12 protein-coding genes are annotated in these 19,435 nt (G+C 59.6%); 9 read left to right on the forward strand and 3 right to left on the reverse strand.

Annotation, left to right across the window (positions count from 1 at the left end):
* The first annotated feature begins 130 nt into the window (after positions 1 to 130).
* The 9 genes from MSL71_RS21515 (at position 131) to dnaE (ending at position 14,049) form a co-directional block, all read left to right on the forward strand.
* Positions 131 to 1,192, forward strand: coding sequence for a BMP family ABC transporter substrate-binding protein (locus tag MSL71_RS21515; protein WP_180144723.1), 1,062 nt, complete (start codon positions 131 to 133; stop codon positions 1,190 to 1,192).
* 123 nt (positions 1,193 to 1,315) lie between these two features.
* Positions 1,316 to 2,380 carry an ABC transporter permease gene (locus tag MSL71_RS21520; RefSeq protein ID WP_180144726.1) on the forward strand — a complete coding sequence of 355 codons (1,065 nt, stop codon included), beginning with the start codon at positions 1,316 to 1,318 and terminating at the stop codon, positions 2,378 to 2,380.
* Positions 2,377 to 3,297: an ABC transporter permease gene (locus MSL71_RS21525; RefSeq protein WP_180144729.1), complete on the forward strand. Its 921-nt coding sequence runs from the start codon at positions 2,377 to 2,379 to the stop codon at positions 3,295 to 3,297. Before MSL71_RS21520 ends, MSL71_RS21525 begins: the two co-directional genes overlap by 4 nt.
* Positions 3,298 to 3,380: 83 nt before the next feature.
* Complete coding sequence (gene gpt / locus MSL71_RS21530; protein WP_180144732.1) at positions 3,381 to 3,872, forward strand: xanthine phosphoribosyltransferase; 492 nt, start codon at positions 3,381 to 3,383, stop codon at positions 3,870 to 3,872.
* Positions 3,869 to 5,359 carry an ABC transporter ATP-binding protein gene (locus MSL71_RS21535; RefSeq protein ID WP_180144735.1) on the forward strand — a complete coding sequence of 497 codons (1,491 nt, stop codon included), beginning with the start codon at positions 3,869 to 3,871 and terminating at the stop codon, positions 5,357 to 5,359. The genes gpt and MSL71_RS21535 overlap by 4 nt, the downstream gene beginning before the upstream one ends.
* 355 nt (positions 5,360 to 5,714) lie before the next feature.
* Positions 5,715 to 6,824, forward strand: a complete 1,110-nt coding sequence (locus MSL71_RS21540) for a GGDEF domain-containing protein (protein WP_180144738.1) — start codon at positions 5,715 to 5,717, stop codon at positions 6,822 to 6,824.
* A gap of 156 nt (positions 6,825 to 6,980) precedes the next feature.
* Positions 6,981 to 8,051, forward strand: coding sequence for a polysaccharide deacetylase family protein (locus MSL71_RS21545; RefSeq protein ID WP_180144742.1), 1,071 nt, complete (start codon positions 6,981 to 6,983; stop codon positions 8,049 to 8,051).
* A 744-nt stretch (positions 8,052 to 8,795) separates the two neighbouring features.
* On the forward strand, positions 8,796 to 10,259 hold the full coding sequence (gene guaB, locus MSL71_RS21550) for an IMP dehydrogenase (protein ID WP_180144745.1): 1,464 nt from the start codon (positions 8,796 to 8,798) through the stop codon (positions 10,257 to 10,259).
* 238 nt (positions 10,260 to 10,497) lie between these two features.
* Entirely contained in the window at positions 10,498 to 14,049 is a 3,552-nt protein-coding gene (gene dnaE, locus MSL71_RS21555) for a DNA polymerase III subunit alpha (protein ID WP_180144748.1), read from the forward strand.
* A gap of 115 nt (positions 14,050 to 14,164) precedes the next feature.
* Here the strand turns inward: dnaE and MSL71_RS21560 are convergent, their stop codons facing one another.
* The 3 genes from MSL71_RS21560 to MSL71_RS21570 are packed head-to-tail and all read right to left on the reverse strand — an operon-like array spanning position 14,165 to position 19,435.
* Complete coding sequence (locus tag MSL71_RS21560; RefSeq protein ID WP_180144752.1) at positions 14,165 to 15,643, reverse strand: hypothetical protein; 1,479 nt, start codon at positions 15,641 to 15,643, stop codon at positions 14,165 to 14,167.
* A gap of 1 nt (position 15,644) precedes the next feature.
* Complete coding sequence (locus MSL71_RS21565; protein ID WP_180144755.1) at positions 15,645 to 17,351, reverse strand: hypothetical protein; 1,707 nt, start codon at positions 17,349 to 17,351, stop codon at positions 15,645 to 15,647.
* Positions 17,348 to 19,435 carry a hypothetical protein gene (locus MSL71_RS21570; RefSeq protein WP_180144758.1) on the reverse strand — a complete coding sequence of 696 codons (2,088 nt, stop codon included), beginning with the start codon at positions 19,433 to 19,435 and terminating at the stop codon, positions 17,348 to 17,350. Before MSL71_RS21570 ends, MSL71_RS21565 begins: the two co-directional genes overlap by 4 nt.

Raw genomic sequence — 19,435 nt, forward strand, 5'->3', positions numbered from 1 at the left:
AAATGCAAGGATTCTCTCTTTTCTACGGATTCAGGCGGCTTTGGTCTTGCTGAATGCAGGACTTTCATATATTTCGAGTGCGTCACAGTTCATTTATGATTGCACCAAACTACACACGTGGAGGATGTACATGCGTAAAGGTCTGGTTCTGCTGGTGCTCGCATTGCTTATGGCAGTGGGGACGACACAGGCGGCAGAAAAGAAAATGAAGGTTGGTTTTGTCTACGTATCCCCTGTGGGAGATGCCGGGTGGTCCTATGCCCATGATGTGGCCCGACAGGCCATTGAGGCCTTGCCCGATGTGGAGGTCAAGTACCTGGAAGCGGTCAATGAAGGGGCCGACTCCGAGCGCGTCTTTCTGAACATGGCCCGCAAAAAATACGATCTGATTTTCGGCACCAGCTTCGGCTACATGGATCCCATGCTCAAGGTCTCCAAGCGTTTTCCCAAGACAGTGTTCATGCACTGCTCCGGTTACAAGACCTCCGAGAACATGGGCAACTACTTCGGCCGCATGTACCAGGCCCGATACCTCTCCGGCATGGTGGCGGGTTCCATGACCAAGAGCAACGTGCTCGGGTATGTGGCTGCCTTTCCCATCCCCGAGGTGATCCGCGGCATCAACGCCTTTACCCTGGGTGTCCAGGCCGTGAACCCCGAAGCCGAGGTGCGCGTGGTCTGGACCAAGACCTGGTACGACCCCGCCAAAGAGAAAGAGGGAGCCAAGAGCCTTCTGGATGTGGGTGCCGACGTCATCGCCCAGCACCAGGACTCCCCCGGTCCCCAGGAAGCCGCCCAGGAGCGCGGTGTCTACTCCATCGGTTACAACACCGACATGAGCTCCTTTGCCCCCAAGTCCCACCTCGTGGCCCCCATCTGGAACTGGACACCTTTTTATATGGAGGTCCTCAAGAGCGTCAAGGATGGCTCCTGGAAGAGCGCCTCCACCTGGAACGGCCTGGCCGAGGGTGTGGTGGACCTGAGCCCCATGAGCGATCTTGTGCCCGCCGACGTGCAGGCCAGGGTCCTTGCCCGTCGTGATGAGATCAAGAAGGGCGGTTACGTGGTCTTCTCCGGTCCTGTGAAGGATCAGGCCGGTACGGTCCGCATCGCAGAGGGCGCCGTGCCCGCCGATGGTGCCCTCCTGGGCATGGACTGGTTTGTGCAGGGTGTGGTGGGTACCACCAAGTAACGCCCTGGAGGCGGCTTACACCCGGATCGGGGCAGCCGCCGACCCGTGTTTGACGCTGTGGGGGGGACAGATGTTCCCCCCATTCTTTTATTGATCTCCGACAAAGACGAATCACATACCACGATGTTAGACTTAACCATCAGAAAACGCCCGGAAACCCTGGGGTGGACAGCGGCCCTTATCTATTGCGGGGCGGTGGTCATGTCCCTTGTTATCAGCGCCGGCATGCTGCTCTTCCAGGGCAACTCTCCCATGGAGGGACTCTGGCTCTTGCTTCAGGGCGCCTTCGGGTCCACCTACGCCATCGAGGATTGCCTCATCAAGGCCATCCCCATTTATCTCTGCTCCCTGGGCGTGGCCATTGCCTTTCGACTCCAGATCTGGAACATCGGCGCCGAGGGCCAGTTTGCCTTTGGTGCCATCGGCGCCACCTGGGTGGCCATCAGCTTTCCCGGCCACTCCGCATGGGTGATGATCCCTGCCATGATGGCGGCCGCCTTTCTCTTCGGCGGGCTCTGGGGCGTGATCCCGGCGGTGCTGAAGCTCAAGGCAAAGGCCAACGAGATCATCGTGACCCTGATGCTCAACTACATCGCCATCCTTTTTCTCGACTACCTGGTCTACGGGCCCTGGAAGTCCCCGGACAGCTTCGGTTTTCCCATGACCCAGGAATTTTCCGCCGGTGCCGTCATCGGCAAGATCGGTGAGACCAACCTCAACTGGGGGCTTCTGATCTGCGTGCTGTCGGGGCTGGTTATCTACGTTTTTTTCCGGTTTACCCTCATGGGCTTTGAACTCAAGGCCAGCGGGGAGAACGTGCGTGCCGCCCGGTATGCCCGGCTGCCCTACGAACGGCTGGTGATCATTTCCATGCTCCTCAGCGGCGCCTTTGCGGGCTGGGCCGGGTTTGTGGAGGCATCTGCCACCCTCAACAGGCTCCAGCCCACCATCATGGTGGGATACGGGTACACCGCCATTGTGGTGGCCTGGCTGGCGCGCCTGAATCCTTTTTATATAGGCATCTCATCGTTTCTCCTGGCCGGCCTCCGGGTGGGGGTGGAGAACCTTCAGCTGGAACTCCAGGTTCCGGCCGCTTTTGGTGAGATCATGGAAGGGCTTATCCTGTTGACCATCCTGGCGGGGACTTTTTTCGTCAACTACCGATTCGCACGGAGGCAGCGCCCATGACCCCCGATATCCTTATTCCCCTCCTGGCGGCCACGGTGCAGTCCGGCACGCCCATTCTTTTTGCCACCCTGGGGGCAATTTTCTGTGAAAAGTCAGGGGTCCTGAACCTCGGCGTGGAGGGCATCATGGCCGTGGGCGCCCTGGCGGGTTTCTCCATCTCCCTTGCCACGGGAAGCCCCTGGCTCGGGTTCCTTGCCGGTGGGCTTGCAGGCGTTCTGGCGGGATCGATCCACGGGCTGGTCTGTCTCGGTTTTCTCGGCAACCAGGTGGTCTCCGGCCTTGCCCTGACCATCCTTGGGGTGGGCATGGCCAACTACCTCGGCACGCCCCTCATCGGGATGAACGCCCCGGGATTCGGCCCGGTGGATGTTCCGATTCTGTCCACATTGCCCTTTGTGGGCCCCGTTTTCTTTCAGCACGATCCCCTGGTGTTCGTCTCCTACCTGATTCCCGTGGGCATGTGGTACTTTTTCCGATACACCCGCGCAGGGCTCCGGCTCCGGTCGGCGGGCGAAAACCCGGACGCCGCCCAGGCGGCGGGGATCAGCTCTGTCAATTACCGGTGGATGGGTGTCATGGCCGGTGGTTTTTTCATGGGGCTCGGCGGGGCGTATCTCTCCCTTGCATACACCCACATGTGGGCCAACCACCTCACCGCCGGCAGGGGCTGGATTGCCGTGGCCCTGGTGATTTTTGCCTTCTGGAACCCGCTGCGTGCCGTTGCAGGAGCTTACCTGTTCGGGGGCGTCATGGCCTTTCAGTTCCGGCTCCAGGCCTCGGGGACCCACATCCCCTCGTCTTTTCTGTTGATGTTGCCCTACGCCCTGACCCTGAGTGTTCTGGTCTTTTCATCCTGGAGGGGCGGCAGCTCTGCCACGCCCCAGGCCCTGGGCGTCAACATAGAACCTGCAGATTGATTTTCGGGGTAACCATCATCCCCGAAGTTGTATATACTTTGCATAGTGTTAACCATTACCGATGCGTAAATGTGGAGTGAAGCATGAGCGATTCGAACCAATACCAGAGAAGCTATCCCATCTCCTGGGAGCAGCTGCACCGTGACGCCAAGGCCCTTGCCTGGCGCCTTCTCGACATGGACATCAAGTGGAAAGGCATTGCCGCCGTCACCCGCGGCGGCCTGGTGCCTGCGGCGGTCATCGCCCGGGAGCTGGACATCCACTACGTGGAGACCATCTGCATCTCCAGCTACACCTGGAAAGACCAGGGGCAGGCCACCATCATCAAGCCCCTGCGGGACAGCGGAGAGGGCTGGCTTATCATCGACGACCTCGTGGACACCGGCAAGACCGCCCAGGTGGTGAGGAACATGCTGCCCGGCGCCCACTTTGCCACCCTCTATGCCAAGCCCGAGGGCAAGCCCCATGTGGACACCTTCATCACCGAAGTGGGCCAGGACACCTGGATTCTTTTCCCCTGGGACTCCGAGTCCCGTTTCGTGGAACCCATAGCCGGGATGACTAAGAAAAAATGACACAGCCTGCCAAGACTGTCATCGCCTTGGAGGGGATCAGCAAATCCTTCGGGACCGTCCAGGCCAACCGGGATATCTGTCTGTCCATCCGCCAGGGCACGGTTAAAGCCCTCCTCGGTGAGAACGGGGCGGGCAAGAGCACCCTCATGAGCATCCTGGCCGGGCGCCTTCAGCCCGATGCCGGGCGCATTGTCGTGGACGGTGTGCCCCGCAGGTTCGCCTCGGCCAAAGACGCCATCGACGCCGGCATCGGCATGGTTTACCAGCATTTCAAGCTTGTGGAGTCCATGACCGTTGCCGAGAACGTCTTTTTGGGCCAGGAGGGCGGTCGCCTCCTCAAGCCGCGGGAGATGGAGACCACGGTGAAGGAGCTGGCCGTCTCCCACAGCCTGGACATCGATCCGGCGGCCAGGGTGTCCGATCTCTCCATGGGTGAGAAGCAGCGGGTGGAGATCCTCAAGCTCCTCCTGAGAAAGAGCCGGATCCTCATCTTTGATGAGCCCACGGCCGTGCTCACCCCCCAGGAAGGGGACCAGCTCTTCAAGGCCCTGGCCCTCATGGCGGAGCAGGGAAAATCCATCGTCTTTATCAGCCACAAGCTCGGAGAGGTGATGCGTGTGGCCGACGAGGTGGCCATCCTCAGAAAAGGGGAGATCATCGAGGAGAAAGAGATCGCCGACGTGGGGTCCCAGGACGATTTGGCCCGCATGATGGTGGGCAGGGAGACCATTCTCTCGGTGGTGAAAGACGAGGTGGAGGAGGGGGAGGTGGTCCTGGACGTGGACAACCTGGCCGGAAACGGCCTCAAGGGCGTTTCCCTCTCCCTGCGGCGCGGGGAGATCCTCGGTATTGTTGGCGTGGCCGGAAACGGGCAGAAACCCCTGGTGGAGACCATCTGCGGCCTGCAGGTGCCGGAACGGGGTGAGATCTCCATCCTCGGCCACACCTGGAAGTCCTTTTTTTCCAAGCGGAAAAACCGGGAGACCCTCAGCTATATTCCCGAGGACCGTATCGGTCTGGCCACCTGTCCTTCCCTGAACCTCTCCGACAATTTTCTGCTCACCACCCGGAAAGGCTTCAGGCGGGGCCCCTGGTTGAGGCGGAAACGGGTGGAGAACGAGTCCAAAAATGTGGTGGACCGCTACAGCGTCCTGCCCGGGCTCCTCTCGTCCCAGGCCCGTCACCTCTCCGGCGGGAACCTCCAGAAGCTGGTCCTGGGCCGTGAGTTTTTCAGGAACCCGGGCCTCATCGTGGCGGAACAGCCCACCCAGGGACTGGATATCGCCACGGCCAAGGCCATCTGGGCCCACCTTGTGAGCGCCAGGGAAAATGCCGGTATCCTCCTGGTTACAGGGGACCTGAACGAAGCGTTTTCCCTTTCGGACCGGGTGGCTGTGATGTTTGAAGGCCGGATCGTGGATGTCTTCGACGTTGCGGACACGGACAAACGGGACCGTGTCGGCCTGATGATGGCCGGAGCGGCTTGAGGTTCAGTAAAAAACGTTGCCTGCGAGGGGGCGCCCGCCGTCCCCTTTCGCAGCTCTAATCCGGGTATTTCATGAGAAAACGGGCTGCTTGTAATGATTTAATATTATTACAAGTGGTTGCTGTGAAAAAATTAGACATTTCACAAATACAAAATGCAATTCACGATTTTCTGCTCGATTTTCTCACCCTTCGGGCGAGCCGGGCTAACCGGGCTGGACGTCTTGCCACGGTTGTGAGATCATACATCATCTTTCAACTCGCCCCGGAGTCGTCTTCTTTTTCGCTCAAACACCTTCCATCATTTTTTTCCGTACACCACCTTTGGACAGCAGGACCAACCTCAAGGGGGTCTTCATGAAGACAACAAGCCTGACACTGCTCAAGCAGCTCAAGTTTTCGCCCCATGAAATTATGCGTCGCAAGGAGTATCTGGATATTGATGAAGAGTGCAGGGAGGCCCTGGTGTCCATGCGGGGGATGGTCAGGGCACGCATCGATGATATCGTCGAGGATTTTTACGAGCGGATCCTCTCCTTTGATGAGATGGACCGTGTCATAGGCGATGCCGAAACCCTGCACCGGCTCAGGAATTATCAGCGGCAGTATATCCTGAGCATGTTTGACGGGGAGTACAGCGAAGATTATGTGCACTCTCGGCTTCGCGTGGGGGTCGTCCACAAGCGCATCGGGGTTGCCCCGAAATATTACGTGGCAGCCATCTTTATCCTGAAGGATTTGCTGTGCGGGCTTGTGGATAGCACCGCCGAAGAGAGATGTGATGTGTGCAGGCGAAGCAAATCGGCCATCGACAAGCTGGTCATGTTTGACCTGCTTCTTGCCTTTGATACCTATATTTTCAGTCTGATGGACGAGGCGCAGCGAAGCAATGACGAACTGGAGATGTACACGGCCTCCCTTGAAGAGGTCATTGCCGAGCGCACCAAGCTTTTGGTGGAGCAGGCACGCAATGACGGGCTCACCGGGCTCTTGAACCAGCGCGCCTTCTATTCGGAGCTGAAAAAAGAGCTGCTTCGGGGGCAGAGGCGCAACCACTCTGTGGTCCTTGTCTATTTTGACCTGGACGGGTTCAAGGCCCTGAACGATGAAGAGGGGCACACCCGGGGGGATGAAATCCTTGTGGCTGTCGGCGAGGCCATGCGGGCGACCCTCCGGGAGACCGAGGTGATGGCAAGGTACGGTGGCGATGAATTCTGTGTTGTCCTGTCCGATATTACCCTGGAAGATACCGAAATGGTCTGTGGGCGGCTGTGCGATGAGATTGAAACGCGGACAAAGGGCTCGGGGGTGACCTGCAGCATGGGGGTGGCCATCTCGACCCCTGAGGCGAGTGTGGACGTGAATTCCCTTGTGAAGGCCGCGGACAAGAAGATGTACGAAGCAAAAAAGGAACCGGGGTTTTCAATCAAGATGCCGGGTATTTCAATCAAGGGGCCTGAAGAGTGACCCATCACAGGCCCACTTCATTCGTCTGGAAACACGATGAAATGAACATGGGACTCCCTTGGCTAGAACCGGAATAATTCCGGCGGGTCCCTTTAATAAGGCTCTGTAGAAAATTTTTAATAACTGGGTTTTCATGGAACTGGAGTTGTCTGATTTATGAGGTTGATTGGTTTGCGATGTGTGATGAAGGCCCTCATGGGCCTGGTGCTTGTTGGTGTGTTTTGCGGAGGGGTGGCACCGGCGTATGCCGGATCCGGCTCAGCCGTCATTTTTATGTACCACCGGTTTGGTGATGAGCGGTTTCCGTCCACCAACATCCGGATGGAACAGTTCAAGGAACACCTGGCGTACCTGGAGGAAAACGGCTACCGGGTGGCCCCGCTGGATGAGGTGGTGGCTACCCTGAAGCGTGGCGACACCTTTGCGGAAAAGACCGTGGCCCTGACCATGGACGATGCCTATGCCAGCGTGTATGAGAACGCCTGGCCCCTCTTGAAGGAGAAGGGGTGGCCCTTTACCGTGTTTGTTGCCACCGATGGGGTGGACAGGCGGTTTTCGGATTACATGACCTGGGATCAGATGCGTGAGCTCAAGGCGGAAGGGGTGCAGTTTGCAAACCACTCGGCGTCCCACCCCCACATGATCGACAGGGCGGACGGTGAGACCGAAGCCCAGTGGCTTGCCCGGATCAGGGCAGATGTGCTCAAGGCCCAGGCAAGGCTGGACAAGGAGCTGGGGCCTTGCCCCAAGATGCTGGCCTATCCGTACGGAGAGTACAACAGCAAGGTGGCAGCTCTGGTGGCTGAGCTCGGATTCCTGGCCTTTGGTCAGCACTCCGGGGCGGCCGGGCCCACCACCGACTTCAAGGCGGTGCCCAGATTCCCCATGTCCGAGGCCTACGGGACCATCCGGTCGTTTCGCACCAAGGCCCGGACCCTTGCCTTTCCCATCGTCTCCATGACGCCGTGGGACCCGGAAACCACGGACCGGCAGCCGGAGCTGGAGGTGTCGGTGGGGGAGGGCGATGCCATCTGGAACGAGCTGAGTTGCTTTGTCTCCGGCCAGGGCCGGGTGGAGGTCCGGTGGGTGGTCCCGGGCAAGACCTTCAAGGTGCGATCTGAAAAGCCGTTGCCCCCAGGGCGCCACAAGTACAACCTGACGGTCCCGGCTGGGGATCGCAGGGCCTATCACTGGTTTTCCAGGCAGTGGATCGTTCGGGAGGAGTAAGTCCCGGTGAGTGCCCGTCCCCTCGTTTTCCAGGGGGGCGGGCATTGGCAAGGGCCGCCCCTGCGATGTGAAGGGGGCTTGCGCCAATATCGTGTAGTCCAACGAAAGCGAGTGGATACATCTTGTATGCCGGTGCCGCCTGAAGACTTTTTTCAAGACCCGCAAAAAGAGTTTGCCAGAGGGGACCATCTCATGTATTATTCCGCCCAAAAAAAGCGGGGTAACATGAGTTCTTGTCATAATTGCCCCGAACCCAATCCGGTTTTCCCGGATTTTTTTGTACCCCTGATGCATTTTCGGCCCATGGGGCGGGCCTTTTTTTTCGAAATGAGTAAAATCTCGGAAAGAAGAAAAAGGGCTCACGTTCAGCATGATCCCGAGAATGCCGCTACAACCTGAACAAGGCTTCAAGGACCGGGGGGGAACCCGGCCCGCACGACCTGCCTTCTGCATCCCCACACCCCGGAAATGATCCCAGCGGTACTGGGCATTTTTGTATTCGGACGTCGTTACCGAAAGGGTGTCGTGTATTCAGGAGTTGATGAAGGCGAGGTAAACCGAATTTCGGTGCCGGAACCACGGGCTCGCACTGCGGCGATGTGACTTTATTCCAAGGGGATAAGCGCGCCGTGGTCACCGCCGGGTTCGGCTGCCCGTCTTTGCCCTTCCGGGGTGGGTTCGTGTTTTTTTCCCCTGTGGGCTTCGGTCTTTTTTTTACACATCCGCTTTTTGGAGGTAACTTCCATGAAAACCATTCCGCCGGAACAAGCTTTTTCCTTTGATGATGTCCTTTTGATTCCCAACTACTCCGACGTTCTTCCCAACAATTGCGACTGCTCTACGCGACTGACCCGGAATATCACTCTGAATATTCCCCTGCTCAGCGCAGCCATGGACACCGTCACCGAATCCCGTGCCGCCATCAGCATGGCACGTGCAGGCGGTATCGGCATCATTCACCGCAACATGCCCATTGAGCGGCAGGTCATCGAAGTCAACCGGGTCAAGAAGTCCGAAAGCGGCATGATCATCGACCCTGTGACTGTCCGGCCCGATGCCACCATCTACGAAGTGAACAAGCTCATGCGGCACTACCGCATCTCAGGGGTTCCCGTCACCGAGGGTGAGCAGCTGGTGGGCATCGTCACCAACCGTGACCTTCGGTTCGAAACCAACCTCGAGCGCAAGGTCTCCGAGGTCATGACCGCCGAGAACCTGATCACCGTCCCCGAAGGCACCACCCTGGAAGACTCCAAAGCCCTCCTGCACAAGCACCGCATCGAAAAACTCCTCGTCGTCAACCCCGAAGGCAAGCTCTCCGGCATCATCACCACCAAAGACATCGAAAAGGTCAAGAAGTACCCCAACGCATGCAAGGACAGCATCGGCCGTCTCCGCGTGGGTGCTGCCATCGGTGTGGGCGAGGACATGATGGAGCGCGCCGAGGCCCTGCTCAAGGCCGGTGCCGACGTTCTCTGCATCGACACCTCCCACGGACACTCCAAAAACGTCATCGACGCCATCATCAAGCTCAAAGCCACCTTTGACTCCGTGGAGATCATCGCAGGCAACGTGGCCACCGCCAAAGGGGCCCAGGCCCTGGTGGACGCAGGGGTTGACGCCATCAAGGTGGGGATCGGTCCCGGCTCCATCTGCACCACCCGTATCGTCTCCGGTTGCGGGGTTCCCCAGCTCACCGCCATCTCCAACTGCAAGGCCGTTGCCGATCGCACCGGCGTGCCCCTCATCGCAGACGGCGGCATCAAGTTCTCCGGCGACATTGCCAAGGCCATCGGCGCAGGTGCCCACAGCGTTATGCTCGGCGGCGTCCTGGCAGGTACCGAAGAGAGCCCCGGGGACACCATTATTTACCAGGGTCGAAGCTACAAGGTTTACCGCGGCATGGGCTCCCTCGAAGCCATGCAGTCCGGCAGCAAGGACCGCTACTACCTGGGTGAGGACGAAGAGAATGAAAAGCTCGTCCCCGAAGGGATTGTCGGCCGTGTGCCTTATAAAGGTTCCCTGGTGGACAACCTCTTCCAGCTCATCGGCGGCCTCAAGGCCGGCATGGGCTACGTGGGCTCCCGCACCATCGAAGAGCTCCGTGAGATGGCACGCTTTGTCCGCATCTCCAACGCAGGGCTCCGAGAGAGCCACGCCCACGACGTCATCATCACCGAAGAGGCGCCCAACTACCGCCTCGAGTAAGGTGTTTTCCGGTTTCGGGCGGCCCATTTTTCCATGGGCCGCCAGCCGATTCAAGGCCCCCTCCCGCCCAGGGAGGGGGCCTTTTCTGTTCCCGGAGAGAGCCGCGGATAAAAAGGGTTGCAACGGGGTCCCAATGGCGATATTCCTGACCCTGCCGTAGCCTTCCCATCTGGCGGCCTGGCCTCCGGCAAAACGTGAGCACTTCCTACAACCTCCATACACCCCGATTATAGAGATCATGACCCAATCTACCGATATCCCGGATTTTGTTCATCTGCACGTACATTCCCAGTACAGCCTTCTGGACGGTGCCATCCGACTGGACCCACTGCTCGACCGTACCAAGGAGTTCGGCATGAGCTCCGTTGCCGTCACCGACCACGGCAGCATGTTTTCCGCCGTGGAGTTTTACGACAAGGCCAACAAAGCCGGGGTGAAACCGATCATCGGGTTTGAGGCGTACATGGCGCCCCGGGGGTTGAAGCGCAAGGAGGGGGCCGAAGACGGCACCGGCCTGTTTCACCTGGTGCTCCTGGCCGAGAACAACGCCGGGTACACCAACCTCTGTAAGCTGGCCTCCATTGCCCAGTTGCAGGGATTCTACTACAAGCCCCGTATCGACCGGGAGGTGCTGGCCCAGCACAGCGAGGGCGTCATCGCCCTGTCCGCCTGCCTGGCAGGGGAAATCCCCAAGCTGATCATGAAGGGAAAGCTTCAGGAGGCCGACGACCTGGCCCTTCATTACCAGAAGCTTTTCGGGGAGCAGAATTTTTTCCTGGAGGTTCAGGAGAACGGCCTCACCGAGCAGTACCAGGTCAACGAGGTCCTCTTCGACATGGGCAAGCGCCTGGGGATTCCCATGGTGGCCACCAACGACTGCCACTACCTCAACTACGAGGACCACAAGGCCCACGAAATTCTCCTGTGCATCCAGACCGGCACCACCATGGACGACCCCAGGCGGTTCAAGTTCGGCACGGACCAGCTCCACTTCAAGTCCCCCGCCGAGATGGCCCGGGCCTTCGGCGACACCCCGGAGGTGCTCGCCAACACCGTGGCCATTGCCGACCGCTGCAACATTGAGTTTGATTTCAACACCTACCATTTCCCCCAGTTCGACGCCACCAACGACCTCTCCACGGACGACCTGTTCCGGAAAACGGCCCGGGACGGCTTTGACCGGCGCATGAAGGCCATTCTGGAGCGAAATCCGGACACGGATGTGGCGGTGTATGAGGAGCGCCTGAAGTACGAGGTGGATACCATCATCACCATGGGCTTTCCGGGTTATTTCCTCATCGTGGCCGACTTTATCCAGTACGGAAAGGACAACGGGATTCCCGTGGGACCGGGCAGGGGCTCGGCCGCGGGCAGTATCGTGGCCTATGCCATGAACATCACCGACCTGGACCCCATCGAGCACGGCCTGATCTTCGAGCGATTCCTCAACCCTTCCCGAATCAGCATGCCGGATATCGACGTGGACTTCTGTATCCGTGGCCGGGAGAAGGTGTTCAACTACGTGGTTGGCCGGTACGGGGGCGGCGATTACGTGGCCCAGATCATCACCTTCGGGACCCTCAAGAGCAAGGCGGTGATCCGGGACGTGGGCCGTGCCCTCAATATTCCTCTGGGGGAGGTGGACCGCATCGCCAAGCTGGTGCCCGAAACCCTGGGGATTACCCTGGACAAGGCCCTCATCGAGGAGCCCGAGCTCAAGGAACTTGTGGACTCCCGGCCCGATTACACCGAGCTGATGAACGTCTGCAAGGTCCTGGAAGGCCTCACCCGCCACGCCTCTACCCACGCAGCCGGCGTGGTGGTTTCGGACAAGCCCCTGGTGGAGTACCTGCCGCTGTTCAAGGGGAGAAACGACGAAACCATCACCCAGTTCGACATGAAGAGGGTGGAGCAGATCGGCCTCGTCAAGTTCGACTTCCTGGGCCTTCGAAACCTCACGGTCATCGACGACTGCCTGGGCATGATCGAAAAGCAGGGCATTGAGCGCCCCGACATGATCAACATCGATTTTGCGGACAAGGCCACCTTTGACCTGCTCTCCAGCGGCAACACCACCGGCGTGTTCCAGCTGGAAAGCTCGGGCATGAAGGACCTTCTGGTGCGGCTCAAACCGGAAAAATTCAGCGACATCACCGCCCTGGTGGCCCTGTACCGCCCTGGGCCCCTGGACTCCGGTATGGTGGATGCCTACGTCAACCGTAAGCACGGTCGCGAGCCCGTGGAGTACCTGCTCCCCGGCCTTGACGGCATCCTGGAGGAGACCTACGGGGTTATCCTCTACCAGGAACAGGTCATGAAGATCGCCGGTGTCATTGCCAACTACACCATGGCCGACGCAGACGGCCTGCGAAAGGCCATGGGCAAGAAAATTGCCGCGGCCATGGCCGAACACCGCACCCTGTTTATGAAGGGGGCCCTTGAAAACGGCCATCCGGAAGAGACGGCCGGTGAGCTCTTCGACCTTATGGAAAAGTTCGGCGGCTACGGCTTCAACAAATCCCACAGTGCCGCCTACGCCCTGGTGTGCTACCAGACGGCCTGGCTCAAGACCCACTTTCCCGTGGAGTTCATGGCCGGCCTTCTGACCAGTGAAATCGGTAACGCCGAGGGGATCGTCAAGTTCATTGCCGAGTGCAAGAACAACCACATTGAGGTGCTGCCCCCGGACATCAACGAGAGCCAGGGCGTCTTCTCCGTTCTGGACGGCAAGATCCGTTTCGGCCTCACCGCGGTGAAGGGCGTGGGGGAAGGTCCCATTGAGGTGATTCTTGAGGAACGTGAGGCAAATGGCCAGTTTTCCACCATTTTTGAGTTTTGCGAGAGGGTGGACCTTCGCAAGGTGAACAAGCGGGTCCTGGAAGCCCTGATCAAGAGCGGTGCCTTAGACTCCACCGGCGCCACCCGAAGCCAGCTCACCGCGGCCATGGAAGACGCCCTGGACCACGGAGCAAGGGTCCAGAAAGAGAAAAAAGACCCCCAACTCAGCCTCTTTGGCGATCCCTCCCAGGGCGGGGCACGCATCAACGTACCGGTGCTGCCCGATATCCCGGAGTGGGAAGAGCGCCACCGCCTCACCCTGGAAAAGGAAGTGCTGGGCTTTTATATCTCCGGCCATCCCCTGCACCAGTACGAAGATGTGATGAAGGGCTATGCCACCCTCACCGGTCTCAATAAGGAGAACGCGGTGGAGGGCTCAGCGGTCCGCTTCGGGGGCATGATCACCATGGTCAAGGTGATTCGCACCAAAAAAGGGGACCAGATGGCTTTTATCACCATCGAGGACCTCTACAGCGATATCGAGGTGGTGGTCTTTCCCTCCACCTTTACCGACGTCAGGGAGTTTTTGCACGCCGACTCCATTGTCATGGTGGAGGGTGTGGCCCAGGTGAAGGAGAACAACGTCACCATTGCGGCCGAGCGCCTGGTGCGCATGGACCAGGTTATCGGGCTCTGGACCGGGGGCATTGCCCTGCACCTGGACGCAGGGGAGATCCAGATGGAGCTGATCCCCCGCATTGACGCCGTGCTCAAGCGCTACCCCGGCCCCAGCACGGTGACGGTTCACCTGTTGCTGCGCGGCCACTCCGTGACCACCATTGAGCTGCCCGATTACGCCGGGGTGACGGTCTCTCCCCAGATTATCGACGACCTCAAGGCCCTGGTGGGGAACAAGAGGGTCCGCACCGTGGCCATGCCTCCCAAATTGAAAGAGCGGAAAAAACCGGCCTGGATGAACCGGAAAAAGGCCAATGGAAACGGGAACGGATAGAACACGGCGGCGCGGATGCGCTGAGAAGAGAACGTGATCGGGGATACACGCAAACGGGTCCCGGGGCAAGATGCCCCGGGACCCGTTTTGGTTTCAGGCGTGCCTGTGCTTGTTTCTACCGCTTACCCGAAGCGCAGCCCCTGCCGATGTGGATCTCCGAGGCGTCGTCGCGGGTGATGTTTCGGGCGGTGCCGTACATGCGCGTGTTCATGCGGATGTAATCGAGGGTGTCCTCGTAAAAGCTGAGCTCGTGGTTGTAGACCTTCACCTCGGTGACCGCCTTGTCCGGGTTCTGCTTGGCGCAGTGCTGGCCCTTGTAGCAGGGGACCAGCTCGATGAGGCCCAGGTATTCTCCCCCCTCGAAGAGGCGGTAGGTGCCGTAGCGTATGGGGCTCCCCGGCCTCAGCTCCCCGTTGGACGGGACATTGCCGTAATAGGTCATGGCGTCGCTTTCCTCGGCGTCCACCGCCTTGGGGCTTTCCACCCGGGAGATGTAGAGCTCTTTTTCTTCGGTGGTGCTGTCCGTGATGTTCTTTTTCTCTTCAAGCTTCAGGGTCCTGAAATCGGTGCGGGTAAAGCCCGTATATCGGCAGAGGCGCTCCAGGCCCAGGGTGGTGTTGTCCGGGGAGGCGTAGCCCAGGATGGCGTCGTCCTTCAATGCCATGCCGTATTGCCCCTTGATGATGGGGAGCCTGTAGACCTGCTCCCGGCCGCTGGTGTTGTCGATGCCCTGGCTGAAGGCGTCGTTGTACTTCATCCGGTTGAAGAACCGGATGATCTCGCTGAAGTGGATGACGCCGCTTTCCCCGTCCCCCAGTTCAAGGAAGGCGTTGTCGTAGTAGCTCAGGAAGGTGAGGTTGAAGGGGTTGCCGCCGTCGTACTCGTCCACCTTGAGGTAGGCGTTGATGCTGTCGAGGTCCGAGGGGAAAAAGTAGGTCATGCGGATCTCCACCACCTCCAGGTTGGCGCTGATGAGCAGTTGCAGGCGCTTGAGCTCCCGCGTGAGGGCAAAGGGCTGCTTTTTCCCTTCAATGTCCATGAGGGGGATGGTGAACTCCCTGGTGATGATGTCCTCGTTGGCGGTCAGGGCGTGACTCATGGCGAAATCCCCGGTGCGCATGTAGGCGTAGGCGAGGATCTGGTAAATCTTGGCCTCAAGGTCCCGGACCCGTGTCTGGCCGTGGTTGGACTTGTTGGCCGTGGTGTCCGCATAGCTGATGAACTCTTCGTACAGGGCGTCGAGCTGCCCTTCAAAATACTCAAGCTCCCGGATGTAACGCTGGATCATGGATTTTGAGACGGGCTTTCCGGTGCTGATGTCGGACCAGAACCTGGGGTAGTCGCGGTTGATGAACAACTCGATCCCCTCAAGGAAGATCCGGCAGTCGTCGTAGATGCTGGTGAGGTAATTGGCCTTGAGCTCTTCCATGGTGGAGGATTCCGCGGCCTGCACTGCAGGGGTGTGGAATCCGGCGGCCAGCAGGGCGCATGCGAAGCACAGGCATCCCATGAGGCGAACGATGGGGTGTCGGCCGGTGCGGGCTCGACGGGGCGTGGCGGGGTGGTTGGGGTGATCAAGGGTTCGTCGTGTCATGCTAACTCCTGTTCTGCTGTAATGTCGTCTCAATGATGCGGTCGGCACGATACTCCCGGGGGGTCGAGGCATCGGGGCTCGTGGGGTATTTTTTCTGGTAGTAGAGAAAGAGCTTCAGGAACTGCTGGGATTCCGGCATGCCCCGGAAGGCATCGACGTCGCCACCCTGCCCGTTGAGGGAGAGTTTTTTGCAGAGGGTCAGAAAGGCCTTTCGGGAGTGGTAGATGGCCCGTGCCTCGCTCCGGTCTTCGTGGGCACCTGCGTAATACTCCGCCAGGCACCGATGAAACACCGAAGCATAGCGCCAGTAGGAGTTTGCCGATGAGGTGAGGGACTCCACCAGGGTGCCCTCCATGTCGGCATACCTGGCCGAGTTGTCCGTGAGGCCGGAGAGCCTTTTCTTCTCCAGGATATTGGCAACAAGGTAGGCCATGGTGAACCGTGCGGAGTCTCCGATGAACCGGTCCCCGTCATCGGGGCCGGGAATTCGCATGCCCATGAGGCCGTACTGGTAGAGGATGTCCTCCATGAGTCGGAGGTTGCCCGTCTCCACCCCCAGGAGGATCAGCTCGTTGTAGATGGTTTTGCGGAAGGTGATGTTGTATCGGACCTGCTGGGCCGCCCGGTCGTAGTACTGCTGGTAGAGGGTGAAGAGCTCTGCCTTGGAGGCGGGCAATGTGCCGTTGCGCAGCACGGCAAATCCACGCCTGGCCAGATAGAGGCTCACCAGGAACCGGGTGTTGCCCGAGTCTTTGCTGGCCTCTTCCACGTACCGCTCGTAGGGTGTCCCACCGCGGATGCCTGCGGTTTTGCCCAGCTCGCAGAGTCGGCTCAGGAGGGTGCGGGTGCGGGTGTGGGTGAGGGGGTCGAGCTTCTGGTCGTACCGAAGGCTGCGACCCAGGAAGTGGTACCGCAGGTAGAGCTCGTACAGCGAGAAGAGCTGCCCTGCCGACGGAACATAGACCCTCTCCCTGCTTTTTCGGTGGTAGCGCTTCCAGAGGGTTTCCAGCCAGTGCCAGGTCTTGGCATCACAGGTCAGGTTGATGGGTTCCGGTGAGTCCGGCTCGATCCAGCCGCCTGCCATGCGCTCCTCTTCAATCATCATGGCCAGGAAGTGGACGTTCAGGTAGGACTCTGGATTTCCCCGGACCCTGAAGGTGACGTCGTCTGCCACCCGGTGGGACGTGATGGCCTTGTCAGATTCCTTTTTTTCGAGAAAGGGGGAGAGGTAATGGCGGCTCAGCATCAGGTACTGCCGCAGTTCGGCGTCGGTGACAGGGATGCTCTCGTCCGGGAGCCGCTTGGTTTCGCTGAAGCCGTACTTGATCTTCTGGTAGTGGAGGTAGAGGAGAAAATACTCGTAAGCGATATCGAACCGGAGTCGCTGAAGCCGCTCTCCGTCCTTGGAGGCTTCAAACTCCTCGGTGAGGCCGTCGATGCGCTTGACCATGGTTTCGATGTCGTCCACCGGGAGAAAGGGGCCCTCCTCGGGTGTGGCGGCCAGGGTGTTTACAAGGGCCATGTCTTTCCGGCTCAGGGCCGTGATGCCTGTATTGGCCGGGAGGGGGTGCCGGGGCACGGCGTGGAGCAGGCTGATGCTGCGGCCACGGGTCTTGAACTCTTCCATGAAATCAGCGCCCGCAGGGCAGCTCCACAGCAGCACCAGAAGGATCGTCGCCGCAAGGCGTGGTCGTCCCTTTGTCATCATAACAGATACCCTTCCGGATTCCTTGAATCCTGCATCCGGTTGTAAAGGTCCACATCCTCCGGGGGCAGGAGGAGCAGGATCTTTTTGCCGAGTTGTTTTGCGATGGATTGGTAGTACTCGTATTGCCGCTCGTAATCGTCTACCTCCGTGGCGTCGGCGGAGAGGGCACCGGGCAGGGTCCCGGAGATGAAACCTTCCCGCCTTGCCGCCTCGATGTAATAGGTGCGGGCCAAATCGAAGCTCTGGGCCGCTACCTTCAGGGCCCGGGTGCGGAGCCGGGGGGTGGCCAGGTAGGTGTCGGCGATGATGCGGTAGATGTCGTAGCGGTTGTCTTCCCTGTGTGCCAGGGCCGAGCCCAGCCTGTAGCGTTCGGAGCGGATCAGTTCCTCCATCTCCCGTTCATGGAGGGTGATGAGGCTCACCTTGCCCTGGGCGGCCAGCTCACGGAAGAGCAGGGTGTAGGCGTTCAGGAGGTTGACGTGATTGACTCGCAGCTCCGGCGCCTTGACAAAGGCGGCGGTGAAGTCGTGGAGGCAGCTCCTGGAAGCGTTGGCCAGGGGGAGCCTTGCATCGGAGAGGGCGTCACCGTAGACCCCTGCCTGGAGAAACTCATAGGTGTAGTCGATCTCGCCCCGGTACCGGTGGAAGATGTGATTGATGCTGGTGGTTTTGTACTCTCCGCCGTAGATCTCTTCTCCGCCGAAGATCTTGACCAGGTCGTTGAAGACGATGTCGATCCTCGATTTGGCCTCGTAGTAGAGAGGCTGGACCTGTGTGTCGAAGAGGGTCCGGCGCTCCCGGCTGCTGAGCCCCTCCCATCCGGCCATGTAGCCCTCCATGGCCGCCAGGGGCTCCCGGCAGGCGTAGAGGTTGTAGAAGATCCAGCCGGTGGGGCAGACATTGAGCTCATCGAGTATTTTTTTGTAGGTGGTGCGATCCTCCACCTTGATGCCCTGTTCAATCTGTTTGAGGAGCCAGCTCTTCATGGCCGAGAGCACCACCAGGTCCACCTCGCGGTTGTCCATTTTCAGCATGGCCAAGGTCTCATTGAAGAGTTTTTCCACGCTGAACTGTTTGGTCCCCTTGTTGATAAAGAGCATGAGGGGCAGGACCGTACGGTGGGAGACCGCCTGCTCGGTCCAGGTCTGGCGGAGGCTGTGGGCAATGACGCGGCTGCTGATGGACAGGGGCAGGGAGCGCTTGAACCAGTCGTAGCTGCTCAGGGCGATGTGGGTCTCGATGTTGGTGAAGTAGGCCAGGGTGGCGTCGAGCCAGGCGCTTTCCTCCGGGGTGAAGATACGCTCCCAGGGAGACTCCTTGGCGGCAAGGCCCCTTCGCCGCAGGTTGTCGAGCTCCGTGCACACCTTCACCGTGGTTTCAAGGCCCCTGATCTGCTCGGCGGTGAAGGGGGGGGCGCCGTCGGGGTTCTTGGAGAGGTATGCCACGGCATCGTTGACGGCCCGGACCAGGTCTTCCTGGGTGAGGTAGAGGTAATAGTAGAGGGATTTGTAGTAGGGCTCCTCTTTGACAAACAGGGCCCTGTTGGGGTGGTATCCGTTCTCGAAGTACCGAATGAAGCGGGGGCCTTCGTCGGCCCGGTTCAGCACGCAGGTCTCAAGGTAGATGGCGTTGTATCCGGTGAGGTTGAGCTTGTCGTCGAAGTAGATGTTGGAGAAGGGCTTCTCCCTGAGGCCGCTGTACCGGCTCAGCCGGGCTGATGCCTGGCGTGCGGCGGCGATGTCCAGGTGGCCGTCTGCCTGGATTCCCAGGTGGCTCTCCAGGGTCTCCAGAAGTGAGGTCCGCTCTTTAGGGGATAAGGTATCTTTCATGTAGAGGCGGCCCACCGACGCGATCCAGAGCATCTGCCCGCTGTCGTTGGAGACAGAAATCTTGGGGCTGTTGGTCGCGGGGGGCGGCTCCTCTTTCATCTCCATGCCCATCTGGCTCTCCGTCATGATGGAGACGGCGGCAAGGGGCGGTGGAAAGATCAGCAGGGTGCAGGCAAGTGCCCACAGAAAGGCGACTGTCCGTGCATGGCATAGCCCCGGACGGGGCGGCGGTGTGGTGTGGCATTCAGACATCAT

Origin of the sequence: Desulfoluna butyratoxydans, assembly GCF_900699765.1 — a bacterium.
In the GTDB taxonomy this organism is placed as follows: Bacteria; Desulfobacterota; Desulfobacteria; order Desulfobacterales; family Desulfolunaceae; genus Desulfoluna; species Desulfoluna butyratoxydans.

Excerpts from the sequence above, each read along its gene's own strand:
- MSL71_RS21515 (WP_180144723.1), top strand. The coding sequence starts at position 131 with ATGCGTAAAGGTCTGGTTCTGCTGGTGCTCGCATTGCTTATGGCAGTG.
- MSL71_RS21520 (WP_180144726.1), top strand. The coding sequence starts at position 1,316 with ATGTTAGACTTAACCATCAGAAAACGCCCGGAAACCCTGGGGTGGACA.
- MSL71_RS21525 (WP_180144729.1), top strand. The coding sequence starts at position 2,377 with ATGACCCCCGATATCCTTATTCCCCTCCTGGCGGCCACGGTGCAGTCC.
- gpt (WP_180144732.1), top strand. The coding sequence starts at position 3,381 with ATGAGCGATTCGAACCAATACCAGAGAAGCTATCCCATCTCCTGGGAG.
- MSL71_RS21535 (WP_180144735.1), top strand. The coding sequence starts at position 3,869 with ATGACACAGCCTGCCAAGACTGTCATCGCCTTGGAGGGGATCAGCAAA.
- MSL71_RS21540 (WP_180144738.1), top strand. The coding sequence starts at position 5,715 with ATGAAGACAACAAGCCTGACACTGCTCAAGCAGCTCAAGTTTTCGCCC.
- MSL71_RS21545 (WP_180144742.1), top strand. The coding sequence starts at position 6,981 with ATGAGGTTGATTGGTTTGCGATGTGTGATGAAGGCCCTCATGGGCCTG.
- guaB (WP_180144745.1), top strand. The coding sequence starts at position 8,796 with ATGAAAACCATTCCGCCGGAACAAGCTTTTTCCTTTGATGATGTCCTT.
- dnaE (WP_180144748.1), top strand. The coding sequence starts at position 10,498 with ATGACCCAATCTACCGATATCCCGGATTTTGTTCATCTGCACGTACAT.
- MSL71_RS21560 (WP_180144752.1), bottom strand. The coding sequence starts at position 15,643 with ATGACACGACGAACCCTTGATCACCCCAACCACCCCGCCACGCCCCGT.
- MSL71_RS21565 (WP_180144755.1), bottom strand. The coding sequence starts at position 17,351 with ATGATGACAAAGGGACGACCACGCCTTGCGGCGACGATCCTTCTGGTG.
- MSL71_RS21570 (WP_180144758.1), bottom strand. The coding sequence starts at position 19,435 with ATGATGTCTGAATGCCACACCACACCGCCGCCCCGTCCGGGGCTATGC.